This is a genomic window from Acidiferrimicrobium sp. IK, from assembly GCF_025499425.1.
Taxonomy (GTDB): domain Bacteria; phylum Actinomycetota; class Acidimicrobiia; order Acidimicrobiales; family Palsa-688; genus Acidiferrimicrobium.
The window spans coordinates 661,174-681,224 of the sequence record NZ_JAIMCB010000001.1; the positions used below are offsets into that span (position 1 = coordinate 661,174).

The 20,051-nt window shown below is 71.9% G+C and carries 22 protein-coding genes; 12 read left to right on the forward strand and 10 right to left on the reverse strand.

Annotation, left to right across the window (positions count from 1 at the left end; translation table 11 throughout):
• Positions 1 to 20 precede the first annotated feature (20 nt).
• From K6U06_RS03220 to K6U06_RS03260, 9 genes are all read left to right on the forward strand, one after another.
• Positions 21 to 494 (forward strand): GNAT family N-acetyltransferase, encoded by a 474-nt coding sequence (locus K6U06_RS03220; RefSeq protein ID WP_262320442.1) that lies wholly within the window; start codon positions 21 to 23, stop codon positions 492 to 494.
• Entirely contained in the window at positions 491 to 2,020 is a 1,530-nt protein-coding gene (locus tag K6U06_RS03225) for an ATP-binding protein (protein ID WP_262320443.1), read from the forward strand. The genes K6U06_RS03220 and K6U06_RS03225 overlap by 4 nt, the downstream gene beginning before the upstream one ends.
• Before the next feature lie 214 nt (positions 2,021 to 2,234).
• Entirely contained in the window at positions 2,235 to 4,088 is a 1,854-nt protein-coding gene (locus K6U06_RS03230) for a putative bifunctional diguanylate cyclase/phosphodiesterase (protein ID WP_262320444.1), read from the forward strand.
• Positions 4,089 to 4,125: 37 nt separating this feature from the next.
• Positions 4,126 to 5,022 carry an ABC transporter ATP-binding protein gene (locus K6U06_RS03235; RefSeq protein WP_262320445.1) on the forward strand — a complete coding sequence of 299 codons (897 nt, stop codon included), beginning with the start codon at positions 4,126 to 4,128 and terminating at the stop codon, positions 5,020 to 5,022.
• Positions 5,019 to 6,236: an ABC transporter permease gene (locus K6U06_RS03240; protein WP_262320446.1), complete on the forward strand. Its 1,218-nt coding sequence runs from the start codon at positions 5,019 to 5,021 to the stop codon at positions 6,234 to 6,236. The genes K6U06_RS03235 and K6U06_RS03240 overlap by 4 nt, the downstream gene beginning before the upstream one ends.
• Before the next feature lie 113 nt (positions 6,237 to 6,349).
• Positions 6,350 to 7,285: an ABC transporter ATP-binding protein gene (locus tag K6U06_RS03245; RefSeq protein WP_262320447.1), complete on the forward strand. Its 936-nt coding sequence runs from the start codon at positions 6,350 to 6,352 to the stop codon at positions 7,283 to 7,285.
• A gap of 5 nt (positions 7,286 to 7,290) precedes the next feature.
• Positions 7,291 to 8,097: an ABC transporter permease gene (locus K6U06_RS03250; protein ID WP_262320448.1), complete on the forward strand. Its 807-nt coding sequence runs from the start codon at positions 7,291 to 7,293 to the stop codon at positions 8,095 to 8,097.
• 27 nt (positions 8,098 to 8,124) lie between these two features.
• Entirely contained in the window at positions 8,125 to 9,468 is a 1,344-nt protein-coding gene (locus tag K6U06_RS03255; protein WP_262320449.1) for a sensor histidine kinase, read from the forward strand.
• On the forward strand, positions 9,465 to 10,130 hold the full coding sequence (locus K6U06_RS03260; RefSeq protein ID WP_262320450.1) for a response regulator transcription factor: 666 nt from the start codon (positions 9,465 to 9,467) through the stop codon (positions 10,128 to 10,130). Before K6U06_RS03255 ends, K6U06_RS03260 begins: the two co-directional genes overlap by 4 nt.
• Positions 10,131 to 10,182: 52 nt before the next feature.
• Here K6U06_RS03260 and K6U06_RS03265 read toward each other — a convergent pair whose 3' ends face one another.
• From K6U06_RS03265 to K6U06_RS03310, 10 genes are all read right to left on the reverse strand, one after another.
• Positions 10,183 to 10,779, reverse strand: coding sequence for a GNAT family N-acetyltransferase (locus K6U06_RS03265; RefSeq protein WP_262320451.1), 597 nt, complete (start codon positions 10,777 to 10,779; stop codon positions 10,183 to 10,185).
• A 30-nt stretch (positions 10,780 to 10,809) separates the two neighbouring features.
• Positions 10,810 to 11,256, reverse strand: a complete 447-nt coding sequence (locus K6U06_RS03270; RefSeq protein ID WP_262320452.1) for a hypothetical protein — start codon at positions 11,254 to 11,256, stop codon at positions 10,810 to 10,812.
• A gap of 73 nt (positions 11,257 to 11,329) precedes the next feature.
• Entirely contained in the window at positions 11,330 to 13,789 is a 2,460-nt protein-coding gene (locus tag K6U06_RS03275) for a SpoIIE family protein phosphatase (protein WP_262320453.1), read from the reverse strand.
• Positions 13,790 to 13,805: 16 nt separating this feature from the next.
• Positions 13,806 to 14,183: a circadian clock KaiB family protein gene (locus K6U06_RS03280; RefSeq protein WP_262320454.1), complete on the reverse strand. Its 378-nt coding sequence runs from the start codon at positions 14,181 to 14,183 to the stop codon at positions 13,806 to 13,808.
• Entirely contained in the window at positions 14,180 to 15,583 is a 1,404-nt protein-coding gene (kaiC, locus tag K6U06_RS03285) for a circadian clock protein KaiC (RefSeq protein ID WP_262320455.1), read from the reverse strand. The genes K6U06_RS03280 and kaiC overlap by 4 nt, the downstream gene beginning before the upstream one ends.
• Before the next feature lie 144 nt (positions 15,584 to 15,727).
• Complete coding sequence (locus tag K6U06_RS03290; protein ID WP_262320456.1) at positions 15,728 to 15,904, reverse strand: hypothetical protein; 177 nt, start codon at positions 15,902 to 15,904, stop codon at positions 15,728 to 15,730.
• On the reverse strand, positions 15,905 to 16,768 hold the full coding sequence (locus tag K6U06_RS03295; protein WP_262320457.1) for a hypothetical protein: 864 nt from the start codon (positions 16,766 to 16,768) through the stop codon (positions 15,905 to 15,907).
• 98 nt (positions 16,769 to 16,866) lie between these two features.
• Complete coding sequence (locus tag K6U06_RS03300) at positions 16,867 to 17,250, reverse strand: MerR family transcriptional regulator (protein WP_262320458.1); 384 nt, start codon at positions 17,248 to 17,250, stop codon at positions 16,867 to 16,869.
• Positions 17,251 to 17,505: 255 nt separating this feature from the next.
• Positions 17,506 to 17,781, reverse strand: a complete 276-nt coding sequence (locus K6U06_RS03305) for a ribbon-helix-helix domain-containing protein (RefSeq protein WP_262320459.1) — start codon at positions 17,779 to 17,781, stop codon at positions 17,506 to 17,508.
• Between the two features lie 2 nt (positions 17,782 to 17,783).
• Positions 17,784 to 18,026, reverse strand: a complete 243-nt coding sequence (locus K6U06_RS03310) for a hypothetical protein (protein ID WP_262320460.1) — start codon at positions 18,024 to 18,026, stop codon at positions 17,784 to 17,786.
• 192 nt (positions 18,027 to 18,218) lie between these two features.
• Here K6U06_RS03310 and K6U06_RS03315 point away from each other — a divergent pair, with 192 nt between their 5' ends.
• The 3 genes from K6U06_RS03315 to K6U06_RS03325 all read left to right on the forward strand — a co-directional run bounded on the left by K6U06_RS03315 (position 18,219) and on the right by K6U06_RS03325 (position 20,018).
• Positions 18,219 to 18,455, forward strand: coding sequence for an antitoxin MazE5 (locus K6U06_RS03315; RefSeq protein WP_316044682.1), 237 nt, complete (start codon positions 18,219 to 18,221; stop codon positions 18,453 to 18,455).
• Positions 18,452 to 18,781 (forward strand): type II toxin-antitoxin system PemK/MazF family toxin, encoded by a 330-nt coding sequence (locus K6U06_RS03320; protein WP_410050955.1) that lies wholly within the window; start codon positions 18,452 to 18,454, stop codon positions 18,779 to 18,781. The genes K6U06_RS03315 and K6U06_RS03320 overlap by 4 nt, the downstream gene beginning before the upstream one ends.
• A 91-nt stretch (positions 18,782 to 18,872) precedes the next feature.
• A complete protein-coding gene (locus K6U06_RS03325; protein ID WP_262320461.1) occupies positions 18,873 to 20,018 on the forward strand; it encodes a sensor domain-containing diguanylate cyclase in 1,146 nt (381 codons plus the stop codon).
• Positions 20,019 to 20,051: the final 33 nt, after the last annotated feature.

Genomic DNA, 20,051 nt, shown 5'->3' on the forward strand with positions numbered 1-20,051 from the left:
AGCGTTACCATTCACCGGCGATGGAACAACTGGCCCGCGTCGAGTGGCGTGCCGCCGATGCCGCCGTGCCCCCCGCCGCGACGCTCATCGAGGAGATGATCCTCGAGCTGGTCGGCTGGTACGGCCGCATCGACGGCGCCGGCGCGCCCAGCGCCACCCCCGGGGACTTCGCCCCGCCGGGCGGGATCTTCCTCGTCGGGTGGGCTGACGGCGAGGCGGTCGCCGGCGGGGGGGTCAAGCGGTGGGACGCCGACACCGGGGAGATCAAGCGGATGTACGTCGTGGCGAAGTGGAGAGGGCAGGGGCTGGCGGGCGGCTTGCTCGCAGCGCTCGAGGACGCGGCCCGGGGCCTCGGCTACCGGCGGGTCCGGCTCGACACCGGCCGGTTCCAGCCGGTCGCCCAGAGCCTCTACGAGCGGCGCGGCTACCTACCCATCCCCGACTACAACGCCAACCCGCACGCCTCTTTCTGGGGCGAGAAGCAGCTGCTGTGAGCGACGACGACCGCCTGAGCCTGGAGCCGATGCTCTCCAGCGTCGCCCGGGCTCGGGTGATGGTGGGGGAGGTGGCCGCCCGCCACGGCTTCGACCCGGTAGTCGCCGGCGACGCCGCGCTGGTCGTGTCGGAGCTGGTGACCAACGCGGTGCTCCACGCCCGCACCGCTGTCGACCTCGCGGTCGGCGTCACCGACGCGACGGTGCGCATCGAGGTCACCGACGCCAGCGACATGCCGGTGTTCATCCCCCCGCCGTTGCCGATCCTCGTCCCTGAAGACGAGATCTTCGACGAGCCGGTCGTCCCCGACCTCGACGACCTGATCGACGCGCTGGCCACCACCGGCCGGGGCATGGAGCTGGTGGCGTCGATCTCCACCCGGTGGGGGGTGACCGCCCACGCCGAGGGAGGCAAGACGGTGTGGGCCGAGGTCGGTATCGACCCGGCCGGAGGGCCCGCCGCCCCGGCGCGGGCGGCCGGTGCCAGCGGGGCCGCCCCCGGCCTGGACGCAGCCGGGCTGCACCCGGCGGTCGCCGAGGACGGCGCCGGCCGGTCGGTGCGCCTGGTCGCGGTCCCGCTCCGCCTCATCGCCGACTCCGACCGCAACTTCGACGACACCATCCGCGAGCTGCAGGTCATCGCCCTCTCCGACGGCGTCGACCCCGAGGTCGGTGAGCTGGCTCGCTCCGCCACCCAGCTGCTGAGCGAGCTGGGCCCGCTGCGCTACGGCGGCCAGGAGGCGCTCCACGCGGCACGCGACCGCGGGGACCGCCTGGCCGACCTGCACCTTGCCGTCGGCCCCGACACCCGCCGCCACCTCCGGGCCCTCGACGCGCTGCTCGGCGCTATAGCCGCGGCCCGCTCCACCGGGAAGCTGCTGGTGATGGCCCCCATGCCGGAGGTGGTGGCGTTCAGGCTCTGGTACCACGACGAGGTCCTCCGCCAGCTAGGCGGCCAGCCGGCGCAGCCGTGCCCGTTCCCGGTGGTCCGCCCGGATTCGAGCACCCGTCCCGCCGACACCCTGAGCGACCGCCGACTCCAGCTGCTGAGCGCCCTCGAGGAACGACTGGCCGGCGCCGGCGACCGGCGAAGCGTCGCGGAGGTCGCCCTCGAGCGGGTCAGGGCCGACACCGGGGCAAGCTTCGCCAACCTGCTGCTCGTGGAGCCCGACGGGGCGCACGTGTCGGGCATCCACCGGGTCGGCTACGAACCCGACGAGCCGCAGGGTTTGCGCTACGCGGTCAGCCACGACAACCCCATCTCGGAATCGGTGCGAACCGCCGAGCCGGTCGTGCTGCGCACCCGCGACGAGCGCCTGACCCGCTACCCCCGGCTCATCCCCTCCAAGCCGGTCGCCGACAACCCGACCGCGGTGTGGGTGCCTCTCGGCGCGACCGCGCCGGCGTCAGGGGTGCTGGTGGTCGGCTTCGGACGGGCCCGGGACTTCACCGACAAGGACCTGCGCTACCTGCTGGAAGTGGCGCGGGTGATCCACCAGCGACTCGCCGAGGTCGGCCCCGCCTGATTCAGCGAACGGTCCCGGCCGGGCAGCGTCGTATTGAACCGATATCGCCGCTGCTGTCCGCATCAGTTTACGGAAAATAGGAAGGTGCGTCGGCGCGTGGCGGTCGACAAACCCGGAAACATTCCGGGTTGTCCCGCCCGGTCGGTACACTCCGTCGTTAGCGCTGCGGAGACCGTCAAACAGATGGCGATCGTCCCGGGCGCTTGGAGGGCACATGGCGACGGACCGGGAGCTGGCGGAGGTCCTCCGTGACTTTGCCCGCACCATGGTCACCGACTTCCCGATCCAGTCGATCCTCGATCAGCTGGTGCACCGAATCGTCGACATCATGCCTGTCAGCGCGGCGGGGGTGACGTTGATCTCAGACGGCGCCCGGCCCCGCTATGTGGCGGCGTCCGACGCGTCCGCGCTGCAGTTCGAGCAGCTGCAGACCGAGCTCGACGACGGGCTCTGCATCGCCGCTTACATGACGGGGGAGGCCGTCGCGGTGCCGGACCTGGCCGGCGACACCCGCTTCGAGAAGTTCAAGGCCAGGGCCCTGGCGGAGGGGCTGGTATCTGTGTGGACCTTCCCGCTCCGCCAGGGTGACCGCCGGCTCGGCGCCCTCGACCTCTACGGGCAGGCCCCCGGCGTGCTCGACGACGCCGCCATGGACGTCGCGGAGACCCTGGCCGACGTGACCTCCGCCTACCTGGTCAACGCCCAGGCCAGGGCCGACCTCGAGGACTCCTCCGCGGCGTTGGCGCACCGGTCGCTCCATGATCCGCTTACCGGGCTGCCCAACCGGGCGCTGCTCTTGGACCGTTTGGACCGTGTCCTTCGCAGCAGCGGCCGTTCGGCGAGCCGGGTGGCGGTCCTCTACGTCGACTTGGACCGGTTCAAAGACGTCAACGACGACCACGGGCACCGGGTCGGCGACGAGCTGCTGGTCGCGGTGGCGACCCGCCTGGCCGGGATGCTCCGCCCCGGCGACACCCTGGCTCGCATGTCAGGCGACGAGTTCGTGATCGTCTGCGAGGACCTCGAGGACGAGCGCCAAGCGGAGGTGATCGCCGCCCGCATCGTGACCTCCCTCGCCGCGCCTTTCGCGCTGAGCGGCGTCGAGGTGACCATCTCGGCGAGCGCCGGCGTCGCGTTCGCCGGGCCCAGCACCGGGTTGGTCCCCGAACGCCTCCTCCACGACGCCGACATCGCCATGTACCAGGCCAAACGCCAAGGCGGTCACCGCCACCAGGTCATCGACCTGCGGGCCGCGGCGGACGCCCACGACCGCCACGCCCTAGGCGGCGACCTGGTCGGCGCGGTCGGGCGCGGCGAGATGCGCCTCGACTACCAGCCGATCGTCTCCGCCGTCGACGGCCGCCTCGCCGGGGTCGAAGCGCTCCTGCGCTGGGACCACGCCCGGCGCGGCATCGTCCCCCCGGCGCTGGTCGTCCCCCTAGCCGAGCGCGCCGGTCTGATGGTCGACATCGGTCGCTGGGTGATCCAGACCGCTTGTGAGGACCTGAACCGCTGGAGCCTCCTGCCGGCGGGCGCCGCGATCAGCGTCGCGGTGAACGTCTCGGCGCTGCAGCTGATGCACCCCGCGTTCGTGGCGACGGTGGCCTCGGTGGTGGAAGCCACCGGAGCCGACCCTCGACGGCTGACCTTCGAGATCACCGAAGGGATCCTCCTCCAGGACAGCGCGCCGACCGGCACGGTCCTCTCCGAGCTCAAAGCGCTGGGGGTGAACCTGGCCCTCGACGACTTCGGCACCGGCCACTCGCCGCTCACCTACCTGCGGGCCTTCCCCGTCGACGTGGTCAAGATCGACCGGGCTTTCGTGTCCAACTTCCTCGAGGACGCCTCCAGCCGGGCCATCATCGCGAAGGTCATCGAGCTGGCCCACCTCCTCGACATGACCGTCGTGTCGGAGGGCGTCGAGACCTCCGAGCAGCACGACGGTCTCGTGTCGCTCGGCAGCGACTACTGCCAGGGGTTCTACTTCGCCCGGCCGATGCCCGCCGCGACCCTCGAGGCGCTGCTGCACGACCCGCCCGGATCGTCGCTGCGCTTCCCTTCGCGCTGAGAGTCCCGCCCGCGGCCGGCGGGTTACGCTCGCCCGCATGGGTGGCCCGCTCGAGCTCGACGGCGTGACCCGTCGCTACGGGTCGCTGACCGCGCTCGACGGCCTGACGTTCTCGGTCCCCGCCGGCGAGGTCGTCGGGTTCCTCGGCCCCAACGGCGCCGGCAAGACGACCGCCATGCGCGCCGTGCTCGGCCTGACCGACCTCGACGCGGGGAGCATCCGCTGGAACGGTGCGACCGTTGACGCCGCCGCCCGGCGCCGCTTCGGGTACATGCCCGAGGAGCGGGGCCTGTACCCGGGGATGCTGGTGGGCGAGCAGGTCGAGTACCTCGGCCGGCTGCACGGGATGAGCCGCGTCGACGCGTCTCGCGCCGCGGCCGGGTGGCTGGAGCGCCTGGACGTCGCCGGGCGGGCCGGTAGCAAGGTGGAAGCCCTCTCCCACGGCAACCAGCAACGGGTCCAGCTCGCCGCGGCGCTGGTCCACGACCCGGAGCTGTTGATCCTCGACGAGCCGCTGGCCGGGCTGGACCCGGCCGGGATCGACGCCATCGGCGCAGTGCTGGTGGCGCAGGCCCGGGCCGGGCGGGGAGTCGTGTTCTCCAGCCACCAGCTGGACCTGGTGGAGGACCTCTGCTCGTCGGTGACCATCATCGACCGGGGCCGGGTGGTCGCGGCCGGTTCCGTCGACGAGCTGGCCGGCAGCGGCCCCCGCCGGTTGGTGGCGCGCGTCGAGGGCGACCGCGACGCCCGATGGGTACAGGAGATTCCCGACGTGGAGGTCTCCGAGATCGACCGCGGCGCGGCCCGGCTGGTGCTCGGCGAGGCGGTGGACACCAACTGGCTGCTGTCGCGGGCCATGGCCGCCGGCCGGGTGACCGAGTGGAGCTTCAAACGCCGTCGCCTCTCCGAGGTCTTCCGGGAGGCGGTGGGATGAGCCGCCTCGACGCGCTGGTCGCCCGGGCCGGCGACGTCGGCCTGGTCGCGGAGCGCGAGGTACGCCAGCGGATCCGGGGCCGGGTGTTCCGGGTCGGGACGCTGCTCATCCTGCTCGGCGTGGCCGCCGCCATCGTCATCCCGGTGGCCACCAAGACCGCGGCGACCGCCGAGCAGGTCGGCACCGTCGGCGCCGCGCCGTCGTCGCTCGACGCCACGGTGAGGGCCGCCGCGGCCGGGGCGGGCAGCGCGGTGGTGGTGGTCCCCCAACCGGACCTGGCCGCGGGCGAGGCCGGACTGGCCGCCGGCCGCCTCGACGTGGTGATCGTCGACGGCCGCCAGCTGGTCGTCGACCGGGCGGTCGGCACCGCTGACACCTCCGCCACCGCCACGCTGGTGCGGTCGTTGTCCCGGGTGCTCGGCGTGGAGCAGGCGCTCGACGCCGCCGGGCTGTCCGAGCCTGAGGCATCCCAGGCTCTTCGAGCCCCGCCGGTCCCGGTGCGGGCCCTGCGTCCCGCGGCCGCGCCGAAGGCCAAGGCGAAATCCCTCGGTCCGTCCATCGTCGGCTTGGTGCTGATCTTCGTCATGCTCACCCAGTACCTGACGTGGACGCTGATCGGGGTGATGGAGGAGAAGTCCAGCCGGGTGGTGGAGGTGCTGCTCGCGGCGGTCGGGTCCGGGAAGCTCCTGGCCGGCAAGGTCCTCGGGATCGGGCTGGTGGCCTTCGCCCAGGCCGCGGTGATCCTGGCCGTCGCGCTCAGCGTCGCGGCGGCGGTCGGCTCGGATCTGCTCAAGGGCAGCGGACCGCTCGAGGTGGTGAGCACCCTCGTGTGGCTGGTCCTCGGCTACGCCTTCTACTCGTGGATCTACGCCGCGGCCGGGTCGATGGCCGAGCGCCAAGACCAGGTGCAGAGCCTGGCGTTCCCGCTCAGCCTCCCGATGATCTTCGGTTACGTGGTGGCGCTCAGCTCGGCCGGGTCCTCCGCCCCCTCGGGGCTGGTGAAGGTGCTGGCCTACCTGCCGCCCACCGCCCCTTTCTCCATGCCCGTACTGGTCGGGATGGGCCCCGCCGCCTGGTGGCAGTTCGCGCTGTCGGTCCTGGTCAGCCTGGCGGCGACGGTCGCCGCGGCCCGCCTCGCGACGCGGGTGTACCGCCGGGCGATCCTGCGCACCGGCCGGCGGGTGCCGCTTCGCGAGGCGCTCTCCGCCCGCTGACCGGCTCGGGGGGGTGGGGCTAGCCCCACCATCCACCTGCGGGTACCCGGCGCGCGAAGACGCCCCCTAGCGGTATTCCGCCGGCGGGCCGCCGGGCTTACCGTTCGGACCTGATGATCACAGTCCACTCACTCACCAAACGGTACGGGGCGACAACCGCCGTCGACCAGCTGACCTTCGAGGTCCCGCCCGGTGTCGTCACCGGGTTCTTGGGCCCCAACGGGTCGGGCAAGTCGACCACCATGCGGATGATCATGGGCCTCGACATCCCCGAATCGGGGACCGCGCTGATCGACGGTCAGGTCTACAGCGAGCTGGCCTGGCCGATGCGCCAGGTCGGCGGCCTGCTCGAGGCCAAGGCGTTCCACCCGACCCGCACCGCCCGCAACCATCTGCGGTGCCTGGCGCTGGCCAACGACATCCCGCTGCGACGCGTCGACGAGGTCCTCGACCTGGTCGGGTTGACCTCCGTCGCCGGGCGCCGGGCGGGCAAGTTCTCCCTAGGCATGGGCCAGCGGCTGGGGATCGCCGCCGCGCTGCTCGGCGACCCGGGGGTGCTGCTCTTCGACGAGCCGGTCAACGGCCTCGACCCCGAGGGCATCCGCTGGGTCCGCAACCTCCTCCGCGATCTCGCCGCGGAGGGCCGCACCGTGCTGGTCTCCAGCCACCTGATCAGCGAGATGGCCCTGACCGCCGACCGTCTGGTGGTGATCGGCCGGGGCCGGCTGATCGCGGAGACCGGCGTCGCGGACTTCGTGGCCCGAAGCGGCACCGCCGCGGTCCGCCTGGTCACGCCGGACGTCGCGGCGTTCAGCGCCGCGCTGGCCGCCGAAGGCGCCTCGGTGGGCGCCGGGGAGGACGGGTCGCTGACCGTGGAGGGGCTCACCGCCCCCCAGATCGGCGACCTGGCCGCCCGCGACCGGCTCCGGGTCCACGAGCTGGTGCCGATCCTGGCGTCGCTCGAGGACGCGTTCATGGAGCTGACCCAAGACGAGGTGGAGTACCGCCCCTCGACCAATGCCGGCGTCGCAGCCGGCGCCAAGGAGTGATGGAAATGTCCCAGACCGCCCTCGCGCTGCCCCCCGGCCGCTACCGGTTCAGCAACGCAGTCCGCTCCGAGGTGGCCAAGATCGCCACCCTCCGCTCGACGGTGATCACCCTCGGGTTGACCGTCGTCGCCGGCCTGCTCGTCACCGGGTTGGTCACCAACGCCGCGCTCGGCCACAGCCCCGGCTACTACATGGGATTCGACCCGACGTCGGAGGCGCTGACCGGCCTGATCGTCGCCGCTCTCACCGGCGGCGTGTTCGGGGCGTTGCTGATCACCGCCGAGTACTCGAGCGGCACCATCAGGGCCACGCTGGCCGCCATTCCCCGCCGCCCGGTCCTGCTCGGCGCCAAGACGGGCGTCACCGCCGCGGTCATGCTGGTGTTCTGCGAGCTGCTCAGCTTCGTGTCGTTCTTCCTCGGCGAGGCGATCCTCTCCGGCGGCGGCGCCCCCTCCGCCAGCCTCGGTTCCCCCGGCGCGCTGCGGGCGGTGGTGCTGACCGGGCTGTTCATCGCCTTGATGACGCTCATGTCGTTCGGGTTCGGGCTGATCTTCCGCAGCACCGCGGCCGCCATCGCGTCGTTCGTGGCGGTGGTGTTCGTGCTCCCGCTGGTGATGCACGGCATCTCCGAGCCCGACGTGCGGTACCTGCCGACGCAGATCCTCACCGACTCGGTGATGCGCACCGTCAGGCAGGGGCCGGGCGGGGTCATCCACCCGCTGTCGCCGACCGTCGGGATCCTGCTGATGGCCCTGTACGCGGCCGTCGCCATGGGCGCCGGCGCCCTACTCTTCCTCCGGCGGGACGCCTAGAGCAGGCGCACGCCGGAAGGAGGGTTGTTGCTCATCCGGATCCCGCAGGAGCAAGCCCGACAACTCCGGCGTGCGCTCGAGCTGGTCGGCCGCGAGCCGTTCCGGAGGCGGAGCTGGGCGGAGCTGGGGTTCTTCCTCGCCAGCAGCGCCCTGACCCTGGCCGCGCTCGTCGTCCTCGGGGCGTTCGGTCTCGCCGGTGTCGGGCTGACCGTCGTGCTCGTCGGGGTGCTGGTCCTCGCCGGCGGCCTGCGCGTCGGGCGGGGCCTCGGACGCTGGCAGCGGGCGCTGGCCAGGCAAGCCCTCGGCGAGGACCTGGCCGAGCCGGAGCCGTTCAGCCCACGCCCCGGCTTCTTCGGGTGGCTGCGGGCGTCGCTCGGCGACCGGGCCGCGTGGCGGGCGGTCATCTACTTCGTCGCCAAGGTGCCCCTCACGATCTTCGGGATCTGGTTCGCGTTGAGCGTCTGGGTCGAGGCGTTGCTCGCGCTGGCGTCGCCGCTGACCGGCGGGCCGGGAGGGACGAGGTTCGGGGTGCTCGGCCGGACGCTCGGCCCGGGCCACAGCGGCGGGCCGGGCTGGCTCGTGAACCACGGCCGGGTGTTCGCGGTCGGAGCGGTGCTCTTCTTCGTCGCCCCGTGGACGATGCGGGCGGTGGTCGCCCTCGACCGAGGCCTGATGCGCCTCCTCCTCGGGCCTGACGCCGCGACGTCCCGGGTCAGGACCCTCGAGGAGTCCCGCTCCAAGACCCTCGACGCGGCCACCGAAACCTTGCGGCGCATCGAACGCAACCTCCACGACGGCACCCAAGCGCAGCTCGTCGCGCTGGCCATGCGCCTCGGGCAGGCCAAAGAGAAGCTCGACCAGCTCGACGACTCGGCGCCGCCCGGCGACTTGAGCGCGCTGCGCCGCCTGGTCGACGACGCCCACCGCGGCGCCAAGGAGGCGATCACCGACCTGCGGGACCTGGCCCGCGGCATCCACCCGCCGGCGCTCGACACCGGCCTCGAAAACGCCCTCGCCACCCTGGCGGCCCGCAGCCCGGTCCCCACCGCGGTAACGGTGTCGCTGCCGTCGCGGCCGACGCGCAGCATCGAGGCGATCGGCTACTTCTGCGCGGCGGAGCTGCTAGCCAACGTCGCCCAGCACGCCCACGCGTCCCGGGCGTCGCTCAGCTGCGCTCAGCACGGGCCGTGGCTGCGCATCGTCGTGCGCGACGACGGGCGGGGCGGCGCCACGGTGTGCCGGCTCGGCTCCTCCTCGAGCGGCCTGGCCGGTCTCGCCGACCGGGTCGCCGCGGTCGACGGGCACCTGAGCATCGGCAGCCCTCCGGGCGGCCCGACCGTCGTCACGATCGACCTGCCGGCGCGCGGATGACCGCGCTCGGGACCTCGGCGCGCGTCGTGATCGCCGAGGACTCCGCGGTCTTGCGCGACGGGCTGGTCCAGCTGCTCACCGACCGCGGGTTCGCGGTCCTCGCCGCGGAGCGCGACGCGGTCGGCTTGGAACGCGCCGTGACCGCGGACCCGCCCGACGTGGCGGTGGTCGACATCCGGATGCCGCCGACGTTCACCGACGAGGGCCTCCAAGCCGCGCTGCGGCTGCGCCGCAGCCACCCCGAGGTTGGGATCTTGGTGTTCTCCCAGTACGTCGAGACCCGCTACGCCGCCGAGCTCCTCGCCGGCGGCGCGGCGGGGATCGGCTACCTGCTCAAAGACCGAGTCGCTGACGTCTCCGACTTCGTCGAGGCGCTGGTGCGGGTGGCGTCGGGCGGCACCGCGCTCGACCCTGAGGTCGTCACCCAGCTGATGGGCGCGTCGCGCCGCACCGACACGCTCGGCGCGCTGAGCGGCCGGGAGCGCGAGGTGCTGACGTTGATGGCCGAAGGCCGCACCAACTCGGCGATCGCCGCCGCGTTGACCGTCTCGGAAGGCGCGGTCGAAAAGCACGTGGCGAGCATCTTCGCCAAGCTGGACCTGCCGGCGACCTCCACCGACCACCGCCGGGTGCTGGCCGTGCTCCGCTACCTCGAAGGGTGACCGCCCGCGCCCAACGCCCGACCTGTCCCACGATCGGCCTCACCGCCACCGCCTAGACGGTGGCGGCGCGGACCGTGGCCGGCTGGACCGTGGTGGACACCACCCAGCGGTGCCTGCCGATCATCCGGTCGCGGGTGAAGCCCAACTTCTCGTAGGTCGACACCGCCCCGTTGAACAAGAAGCCGGCGGGCACCGACCCGGCGTCCTCCGGGTATCCCTCCACCGTCCCGCCGCCCAGGCCGGCGATGAGCTCCAGCGCCCCGGCCAACGCGGCGGTGCCCACCCCCCGGCGCCGGCGTCCCTTCCCGACGAAACAGCACGCGATCCGCCAGTCCGGTTCCCGGGCCAGGCCCTTGTCGTACGCGGCTCGGCTCTTGATCCTCGGGACCTCCGCCGGCGGTCCGAACTGGCACCAGCCGACGCAGTCCTCGCCGTCGAACACCAACGCGGCGTGCGCGGTCCCGGCCCGTACCCGCTCGAACTTGCGGTTCCGTTTGGCGTCGGGAGGCACGCCCTTTTCTCCGCCCTCGGGATGAAAGGAGAGGCACCAGCATCCCCCGAATACGCCGTTGTTGGCCTCCACCAGCGCAGCGAAGGCGTCCCACGTCGAGCGGTCGAGCGCCTTGATGGTGTACGCCGGTGCGCCCATGCCCGGACGATACCTACGCCCGCCGGCCGGTCAGGTCTTGGCGGTGGCGGGGGAGAGGACCGCCTGACAGTCGGTGGCCAGGGCCTGCGCGGCGGTGCCGGTGGTCGGGTCGTTGGAGCCCACCGCGACGTCAAACGCCCGGGCGTCGGAGGCCAGCTTGGCGAACGCCGCCCGGTCGGCGCCGGCCGCCGCGCTGGCCGCCTGGTCCACCGCCGCGACGCGCGGTCCGAGCGCCTCGGGGGTCAGCTTGCCGGCCTGAAGGTCGCTGACCAGGCTGGCGAAGAGGGTGCAGGACTGGCGGGCGGCGCCGAGGGCGGAGGAGCCGGCCGCCGGGGCGCCGGCCGTGGTCGGAGTCGTGCCGGCGCTCTTGGAGGGTACGACACCGACGGCCAGGCCGATCACCGCCACCACGATCACTGCGAGCAGGGCCACCGCCCGGCGGTGGGTGCGGCTGGTGCGGGAAGGGGGGCGGGCCATCGTCAGGCTCTCCCCGAGCGCACCGGGCGCCAATCACCCGCCCCGCCGGCGGAGCGCCGAGACGGGAGGGGCTTCACGCCTCCCGTCGCAGCGCGAACCACACCGCCTTGCCCGGCCCGCCGGCGTCGGTGGCCGCGGCGGGGCGGATCCCCCAGTCGTCGGCCAGGGTCGCGACCATGTACAGGCCCCGGCCGCCCTCGTCTAGGGGGCCGGCCTCGCGGGGCGCCGGGATCCGCCCGTCGCCGTCCTCGACGGCCAGCTCGACGCGCTCATCGGAGAACTCGATACGCAGGGTGCAGGGGCCGACGGCGTGGCGGACCGCGTTGGTGACCAGCTCGCTGACGAGCAGCACCGCCAGGTCCACCTGGGCGCCCCACCCCGCCGAGGTGAGCACGTCCGCAGCGAACCGGCGGGCCCGCCCGACGCTCTCCGCGGCGGCGCCGAACGCCATCCGGTGGACGCCCGACGTCTGGCGCTGCGGGCGGAGGACCGCGACGAGGATGGCCACGTCGTCCTCGCGTCCCGGCATCGGCACCAGCGCGCTGACCAGCCCCTCGCACACCTCTTCGGCGCTGCGTCCCGGCAGGCCGACCGCCGCGGTTTTGAGCAGATCCAGCCCGGCGTCGAGGGAGCTGCCGCGCCGTTCGACCAGCCCGTCGGTGTAGAGGACCAGCACGTCGCCGGCGTGGAGGAGCAGGGAGTCCTCGTGGGCGTCGCCGCCGTCGGTGACCCCGAGGAGGACCCCCGAACCGCCGGAGAGGAGCCGGGCGGCGCCGTCGCGGACCAAAAGCGGCGGTGGATGCCCGGCGTTGCTCCAGCGAAACGTGCTCGACGGCCGGTCCAGCACCCCGAAGATGCAGGTGGCGTAGGACACGCCGAGCGAGCCCATCGCCCGGTCGACTCGCGACAAGGTGAGCGCCGGGTCCTCGTAGCCGTCGTGGGCCAGCACCCGCAGGGCGCTTCGCAGCTGACCCATCGACGTCGACGCGCTCACGTCGTGGCCGACCACGTCGCCGATGGCGATGCCGGTGGTGTCCTCGTCGAGGATCAACACGTCGTACCAGTCGCCCCCCACCGACGCCCCGTCGGTCGCCGGCAGGTAGCGCACCGCGATGTCGAGGCCCTCCACCGCGGGGACCGTCGTCGGCAGTAGCGCCCGTTGCAGGGTCTCGGCGATCTCCCGCTCGTGCTGGAACGCCCTGGCGTTGCTGACCGCCAGCGCGGTCCGCCGGGCGACCTCCGCGGCCAGGGACAGGTCGTCGCCGTCGAGGGACCGGCCCTCGCTGGTGGCCAGGGCCAGCACGCCCATGACCTCGCCGTGGGCGTCGATCGGCACTGCCAGCCCGGCGCCGAAGGGCACGTCGAGGGCGGCCGACAGCGGGCCGGGGGGCGTGTCGGCGGCTTCCAGGCCGAGCATGGCGCCGAGGGTGGTGTGCTCGGTCAGCCGTCCCCGGCCGCCGCTGGCGGCCCGTCCCAGGCTGGCGAGGTCCGCGCCTGCCGCGGCGAGGGCCGGTTTGGCGTCCACCAGCTTGTGGAGGTCCCGGTGGAACACCGACAGGTGCTCGCTGCGTCCGCCGCCGCCGAACAGCGCCAGCGCGCACCAGTCGGCGACGCTCGGGGCCAGCACCCCGGCGAGGCGGTCGAGCATCTCGTCGAGGTTGAGGGTGGTGGTGAGCACCGAGCTGGCGGTGGCCAGGATCGACAGCCGCTCCCGGGCTTCCTCGGCGCGCCGGAGGAGCACGACCCGATCGGCTTCGGCCCGCTTGAGCTGAGTGATCTCCACCGCGGTGAGACCGGCGCCGACCAGGGTGTCGCCGGCTCGGACCGGGAAGTAGCTGACCGAGAAGTGCCGGACCCCGCCGCCTGCTTCGAGTTCCCGCTCGATCAGCCGGCCGGCGACGACCCGGCCGGTGCGCAGCGTCGAGGCCAGGTCTGAGGCGATCTCCGGGACCACCGGCACGACCTCGCCGAGCGTCCCGCCGACGTGCTCGGCGGGGGTCTTGCCGCTTAGCACGGCGTACGCGTCGTTGACCCGGACGTAGCGCAGCTGCGTGTCGAACACTGCGATGGCGACCGGCGCAGCCCCGAGGATCGCTTCGAGCAGGCCGAGGGCGTCCTCCGCGGTGGCGCGCGCTGCGTGCTCGGCGCTGAGCAGCACCGACCGCTGCTGCTCGGCGAGACCCTGGTCCATCCCGTCGGTGGCGACCCACGCCGCGGCCCCGCCGGCGCCGGCCGCAACCAGGCGGAACGAGCTGACCAGCAGAGCCCCGTCCCGGCGGCGGACCCGGGCGTCGCCGTCCCACGACTGGCCGCTGGCGACGCCGGCCAGCAGCTGCTTGAACATGGCCTGGTCGTCGGGGTCGAAGAGCGCTTCGAGCGCCGACACGCCGAGCACGTCCTCGGCCCGATGCCCGTAGAGGACCTCCGCCGCCACGTTCCATCCCGCGACCCGGCCGTCGGGGTCGATCAGCACCACCGCGACCGGCATGACGTCGAGGATGTCGCCGACGGGTAGGCCCTCGGCGCCGCTCACTGGGCGCGCACCGGGGTCAGCGCTCCGGGCGGAGGTCCAGGCCGATCAGCACCCGCTCGGTGTTGGACAGGTCGCCGATGATCTTGCGGACGGGTTCGGGCAGGCGCCGCTCCAGCGTCGGGATGGCGACGATCTGCTCGCCGCGGGCCAGCTGCGGCCGCTCCAGGAGGTCGATGACCTCGATGGAGTACTGACCGGCGAGGTGCTCCTCGCAGATCCGGCGCAGGTTGGCCAGCGCCGCGGCCGAGCGGGGGGTTTCCCCGGCGACGTACAAGCGCAGCTCCCACGTCTCGGGAGGAGGGCTGTCGGCCAGCGCTCCGGGCGCTCCCGCGGTGCCGATCGGGCCGGGCGACGCGCCGTTCGCGTCGCCTGCCGTCGGGTGGCTGTCGGTCATGGGGCAGCCTCCGCTACTGCGTCCAAGATGTCGATCCCGTCCTCGCTCAGCTCGAAGCCTCGCACGTGGTGGGAGTGTGCCATGCCGCGGGCCTTTTGGATGAACAAGCTGCGCCGGCGTTGCGCGCCGTTCTCCAGCATCCGCAGGTGAACGAAGTTGTCGATCAGCGAAGACAAAGCGGTGTCCTCCCCGAGGGGGTGGTTGAGGCTGGTGAACACCGCCGTCACCTGCCGGTTCTTCAAGTAGTCGACGATGCGCATGAGCAGAGCCTTGATGTCCAAGCCGCCGCCGAGCGCGGTGAAGTCGGTGACCGGGTCGAGGACCACGACGTCGGGGTCGTGCAGCTCCACCTGCTCGTAGACCGTGGTCAGGTGCCGTTCCAGGCCCAGCTCGGTCGGGCGGTTGGCGTGGACCCGCAGCAGCCCTTCGTCCATCCAGTGGTCCAGGCGCAGGCCGACCGATGACATGTTTCGGGCCAGTTGGGCGGCCGACTCCTCGAACGCCATGTACAGGCACTTCTGCCCCCGGGAGCACGCGGCGTCCGCGAACGCAGCGGCGAAGGTGGTCTTGCCGGTCCCCGACTCGCCCGACACCATGGTGACGCTGCCCCGGAACCAGCCGCCCCGGCCGAGCATCGCGTCGAGGCCCGCCACGCCGGTGGGCACCGCTTCGGTGCTCGCCGGGTGCTCCAGACCGAAAGAGGTGACCGGCACGACCGAGAACCCGGTCGCTCCGATCACGAAGGGGAACTCGTTGGTCGCGTGCGTCGACCCTCGCAGCTTGACGACGCGGATGCGCCGCACCGCCATCTGGTCGCTGACTCGGTGGTCGAGGGAGATGACGCAGTCGGCCACGTACTCCTCGAGGCCGTGGCGGGTGATCGACCCGCCGCCGGACTCGGCGGTGATCACCGAGGTGACCCCCTTGCCTTTCAGCCACGCGAACAACCGGCGCAGCTCGGAGCGCAGCCGGGCGGTGTCGTCGAGCGCGGCGAAGAGCACCTCGAGGGTGTCGAGCGCGACCCGTTTGGCGCCGACCTCGTCGATGGCCAGCCCGAGGCGGATGAACAGCGCCTCGAGGTCGTAGTCGCCGGTCATGTCGATCTGCTCGCGGTCGACTTTCACGTAGTCGACGACCAGCTTCCCCTCCGCTTGCAGGCGGTCGAGGTCCCAGCCGAGCGACGCGACGTTGGCGGCCAGCTCCTCGGCGGTCTCCTCGAACGCCAGCAGCACCCCGGCCTCGCCCCGCTCGACGCCGCGGACCAAGAACTCCGTGGCGAGCAGGGTCTTGCCGCAGCCGGCGCCGCCGGCGACGAGAGTGGTGCGTCCTGCGGGCAGGCCTCCGTCGGTGATCTTGTCCAGCCCGTCGATACCTGTCGGGCAGTGCGTCAGCCCCGCCATTCCGCTCCTCGCCGCAACACGGCGTGACTGTACCCAACGGCGACGAAAACCAAAGAGCCGACACCAGGGGCGTTCGGCTGTGGGTGGCCAGCAGGATGTGTCCACTGGCGGACAACAGCGACTGCCCGCAGACGGCCACTGCCCTCACTCAAGGTGAGAGCGATCGCCGAGCCGCTCGCAGCCCGAGCCGTTGATCGGCTCGGCCTTGCTGCTCGCGGGGCGCTGCTGGCTGGACTCCCAGATGGTCTGCTCTGCTCGGCTCGGCGGGTCGCCGTGGATGTCCCTGTCGTCCACGGCCTTGACCGCCCGTGCCGGACGCACCTACTCCGAGAGTGGGTCCGGGTCGCTCTCCCAGGTCCAAGGAGGCCGGTCGATGTACTCGGCGGCAGTCATCGCATCCCAGGTGGTGGGCGCGACCGCGATCATGAACCCGCTGCCGGCAGTAACGGCGGCCGCCAGTTCCCCTCGGAGTTTCTTGGCAGCTGCGTAGGCGGCTTTCGAGTCGATGGCTGAGGCTGCGGTGTCGAACAACCCGGCGTCCCTGGCCAGGCTCTCGGTCAGGACCGGGTACAAGGTGACGGTCTTGCCGGCGGCGTTGACCAACCAGGCGTCGGTAGCGCCGACCAGCTGCTGAGGCAGGGTCCGCTTGCCCTGGGCGGTGGTGTCGAAGCTGTTCGCGAGCCTCGCGACGACCTTGGCTGCCCTCTTCAGCACTTGCTCTTCGACGTCGTCGGGGTGCGCAGCTCTGGCGTAGCGGCGCCCAGCCCACAGGGCCAGGCGTCCCTGTTGCGGGCCGGTGAGGGGCCGCAGCGTCGCCACGTCGGGGTGCACGAGGGCGGTCTTGTCGACGGAAGCGACGTAGCGCTGGTCGGCGACGGGACAGAACGCCTTGTCGCCGGTGCGGCTGCACATCTGGGCGAGCTTGGCGGCTGGAAGGGGGAACTCTCGGGGGGAGGAGCCGCCGTGGCGGAGCTGCGCGTAGCGCGTCGGGTCGACCAGGGTGACCGGGCACACCGTCAGGCACGGCTCGATGGTCGGGTCCCGGACGATGTCGCAGGCCCCGGAGAGCACCACGTACCAGCCGACCTCGCTGTCGACCGTCAGCGCCCACAACTTGTCGGGAGCCGGGGCGTCCACGCCCGCCGACTCGAGGACGCCGGCCGGCCCACGGCCGACGATGCTCACCGCCCCCAGGGAGATCAGATCCCCCTGCGCAAGGCTGTCGAGAACCTGCGCGAGTCGGCGAGCGTCAGCGGGGCGCAAGCCGCGCCCGCTGCTGCTCGTCACGCCGAGACGGACGTCAGGGTTACGCGGCGGGCGTGGGTGACCAGTGCCTCCAAGGCGGCGGGGGTGCCCGTGGGGACGGCAGGCCCGTCCCGCTCCTCGGGCCGGGCTGAACGCAGCGCTGCGTGGAGCGCCGCGTGCGGTGACCGGCTGGCCTCCACCCCCCGGCCGAGACCAGTCGGGCGGGGCCGGGTGAGCTCCCCGACCAGCTCGGAAGCGTCGGGATACAGTGCTAGCTCAACCTCGGCGAGGTCGTAGCGGTAGTGGCCGCCGGGGGTGACGTCGGCGGGCACTCGGCCGGACCGGGCGTAGCCTTGGATGGTGGCTGCGCTGAGGCCGAGCGCTTCGGCGATTTCGCTGCTGGTGGCGACACGGCGGGGCATCACATCACGACCTTCACGGCTTTCACGGATTTCACGGATTTCATGATAGTGCCGGGGCGTGCCGTCCTTGTCAAGGGGCGCCAAGGAGCCGCCGGGGAAGTATGGGAGGATCCAGCCCGACCCCGGGACAGAACGATCCATCCCGAGCCCACTCCCGCGGACATGTGGAAGCGCCGAGTCGGCGCTCTGGCGTGTGCGTCGGGGATGGCTTAACGGCGGTGGGTAGCGCGGAACGTTGCGACGGGATGCGGCGAGTCAGCTGGCGTGTAGGTATTGGCGGACAGCTTGCCGGATGGCCTCTGAGACACTGATGTGCTCCTCCGCCGCTCGGAGTATCAGCTGGCGTTTCAGGTCTGGGTCCAAGCGGACTGATTCCACGGAGGCGGCTGCAGAGCCCATGGTTGGACGGCCTCCCCGGCGGCGGATGATCTCGTCCACGTCGTAGCCGGCTTCGGCTTCATCAGCCATCGCCTGGACCATCTCGTCGGTGATCGCCGTCCCATCCTTCTTGTGTCCATGATCTTTGGTCATGTTCATTCTCCTGGCGGTAGCAGTCGGCGATATTTAGCTCTCATGGCCATCGCGTGGATGACAGCGGGGCCTTGGGGACGATCGATGACGATCAACTCGAGCAGGTTTCCCGACCGGTTCGGGCCGATGACCAGGTAGCGAATCGGATCGTCGGCCACTTCCTCCACGACCGTGGCGTGACGCACGGCGTGATCCATGTCGACGTCGTCGATCCCGTGCTTTCGAGCCGAGGGCAGAACATCCACACGTTGGTATCGTACTACGAAACCAGGCGCCCCGAACGCTCAGATCGGGACATGCTCTCTTGCGCCGGCCATCGGCCTTGCGACCTATGCGGCGTGTGCGCTGGTCGTCCAACCGAGGTGTGGTCGTCGGAAGAGCCGCAGACTCCCGCTGGCCAGATCCCATACGTGCCATATCGATGGCATACTTATGGCATGGCGCGGGTCAGGGTCAGCACGACAGTCGACGAGCAGCTGCTTGCTAGGGCTCGGGGGGCACGAAATGGTGTCGGCGATGCTGCCCTGATCGATGAGGCACTCGCCGCTCTTCTAGCCAAGCACCGCGCCGCCGAGCTTGATGCCGCCTACGCCGCCTACGACGAGCACCCCCTCGACGAAGCCGACGAGTGGGGTGACCTGGCGTCGTTCCGGGAGGCTGCGGCGGCATCGTGAGCGAACTGCCAGTGCGAGGCGAGGTGTGGTGGTGCGAGTTGCCCGGAATCGGTCGTCGTCCCGTGGTGGCTCTTTCCCGCGACGCCGCGATCCCGCGACTACGACGGACGCTGATCGGGCCCTGCACGACCACGATCCGAGGGTTGCCCAGCGAAGTAGTTCTGGAGCCCAACGAGGACCCAGTGCCTCGGCGTTGCGCCATCAATTTGGACTCCGTCGAGAGTGTGGCGGTGGCTGCCTTGGTCCAACGGGTCGGCCGCTTGGCCGACGAGCGCATGCGTCAAATCTGTGCCGCTCTTGAAGTCGCCGTCGATTGCGGTCGGTAAGGACGCAAGGACTCCCACAGCCGGACGAGCACCTCGGGATGCACAACGACAGCCCTGGTGTTGTCGCGCCGCTTCCCAAGCACCACTGACTGTGGTCGCGGAGACCGTCGGCTTCCTCACCGTCTACGGGCGGTTTCTGCTGGCGCCGGCACCGACATTCGGCTGCGGGTGGCGCGGACAGATTCGCGGAGCGGCTCACGTGCGGCTCAAGGAATGCGCCGGAGGTGTCGACGCTGTAGCCATCGAGGACTTGGGAGAACGCGTGTCGCCGGGGATGCCAGTCCTGTCGTCGGGTATGGATTTCGACCAGGCCAGCGCCGCGGTGGTCGAGTACCTCAAACAAGCGATACCGATGGACAACTGGTCGGTGAGCCGTTACGACGGCGACAGCCAGGTCTTCCTCACCGTCCGAGATGACAGCTACGGGATCGGGCCGGGGACGGCGATCCCCTGGTCGAACACCATGTGCCAGTACGCCATGGTCGGCGCCGGGCCCGACATCGCGCCGGACTGCCAGAGCGTCCCGGCCTACGCCGCCGTCGCCCTCGACTTGGGGTTCGAGATCGGGACGTACGTGGGGTTCCCGATCCGGACCGCCGACGGGAAGCTGTTCGGTTCTCTCTGCGGCATCGACCCGGCGTCCCGCTCCCCGGAGCTGGTCGCTCACCGCCCGCTTCTGGACCTGCTGTCGATGCTGCTCGGGACGGTCCTGCAGGCCGACCTGACCCGCGCCGAGCAGACCCGACAGCTGCAGCGGGCCGCGGTGATGGCCGAAAGCGACCCGCTGACCGGCATGGTCAACCGGCGGGGTTGGGCCCGTTTCGCGGCGATGGAGGAGGAGCGCTACCGGCGCTTCGGAGATCCCGGCTGTGTCATCGTGATCGACCTCGACGGCCTCAAGTTGGTCAACGACACCGCCGGGCACTCCGAAGGCGACCGCTACCTCCAGCGGGCCGCGGCGGCCATGTCGGCCACGGTCCGCCAGTCCGATCTGGTGGCCCGGTTGGGCGGAGACGAGTTCGGGGTGCTGGCCGCGCGCAGCACCGAGGACGAGACCGCGGTCCTAGTCGCCCGGCTCCGGAGGACCCTCGAGGCGGCCGGGACGCCGGCGTCGGTCGGTCACGCCGCCTACACCTTCGCCGCCGGGATCACGGGAGCCTGGGAGGCTGCCGACAGGGCCATGTACGAGGACAAGCGTCGGCGGGCGGGGTCCAGTCGTCCGTCGTCGCCCGGCTAGCGATCCTGGACCGAGTGCACGGTCGCGATGGAC

Excerpts from the sequence above, each read along its gene's own strand:
- K6U06_RS03220 (WP_262320442.1), top strand. The coding sequence starts at position 21 with ATGGAACAACTGGCCCGCGTCGAGTGGCGTGCCGCCGATGCCGCCGTG.
- K6U06_RS03230 (WP_262320444.1), top strand. The coding sequence starts at position 2,235 with ATGGCGACGGACCGGGAGCTGGCGGAGGTCCTCCGTGACTTTGCCCGC.
- K6U06_RS03235 (WP_262320445.1), top strand. The coding sequence starts at position 4,126 with ATGGGTGGCCCGCTCGAGCTCGACGGCGTGACCCGTCGCTACGGGTCG.
- K6U06_RS03240 (WP_262320446.1), top strand. The coding sequence starts at position 5,019 with ATGAGCCGCCTCGACGCGCTGGTCGCCCGGGCCGGCGACGTCGGCCTG.
- K6U06_RS03245 (WP_262320447.1), top strand. The coding sequence starts at position 6,350 with ATGATCACAGTCCACTCACTCACCAAACGGTACGGGGCGACAACCGCC.
- K6U06_RS03250 (WP_262320448.1), top strand. The coding sequence starts at position 7,291 with ATGTCCCAGACCGCCCTCGCGCTGCCCCCCGGCCGCTACCGGTTCAGC.
- K6U06_RS03260 (WP_262320450.1), top strand. The coding sequence starts at position 9,465 with ATGACCGCGCTCGGGACCTCGGCGCGCGTCGTGATCGCCGAGGACTCC.
- K6U06_RS03265 (WP_262320451.1), bottom strand. The coding sequence starts at position 10,779 with ATGGGCGCACCGGCGTACACCATCAAGGCGCTCGACCGCTCGACGTGG.
- K6U06_RS03270 (WP_262320452.1), bottom strand. The coding sequence starts at position 11,256 with ATGGCCCGCCCCCCTTCCCGCACCAGCCGCACCCACCGCCGGGCGGTG.
- K6U06_RS03280 (WP_262320454.1), bottom strand. The coding sequence starts at position 14,183 with ATGACCGACAGCCACCCGACGGCAGGCGACGCGAACGGCGCGTCGCCC.
- kaiC (WP_262320455.1), bottom strand. The coding sequence starts at position 15,583 with ATGGCGGGGCTGACGCACTGCCCGACAGGTATCGACGGGCTGGACAAG.
- K6U06_RS03300 (WP_262320458.1), bottom strand. The coding sequence starts at position 17,250 with ATGCCCCGCCGTGTCGCCACCAGCAGCGAAATCGCCGAAGCGCTCGGC.
- K6U06_RS03305 (WP_262320459.1), bottom strand. The coding sequence starts at position 17,781 with ATGACCAAAGATCATGGACACAAGAAGGATGGGACGGCGATCACCGAC.
- K6U06_RS03315 (WP_316044682.1), top strand. The coding sequence starts at position 18,219 with ATGGCGCGGGTCAGGGTCAGCACGACAGTCGACGAGCAGCTGCTTGCT.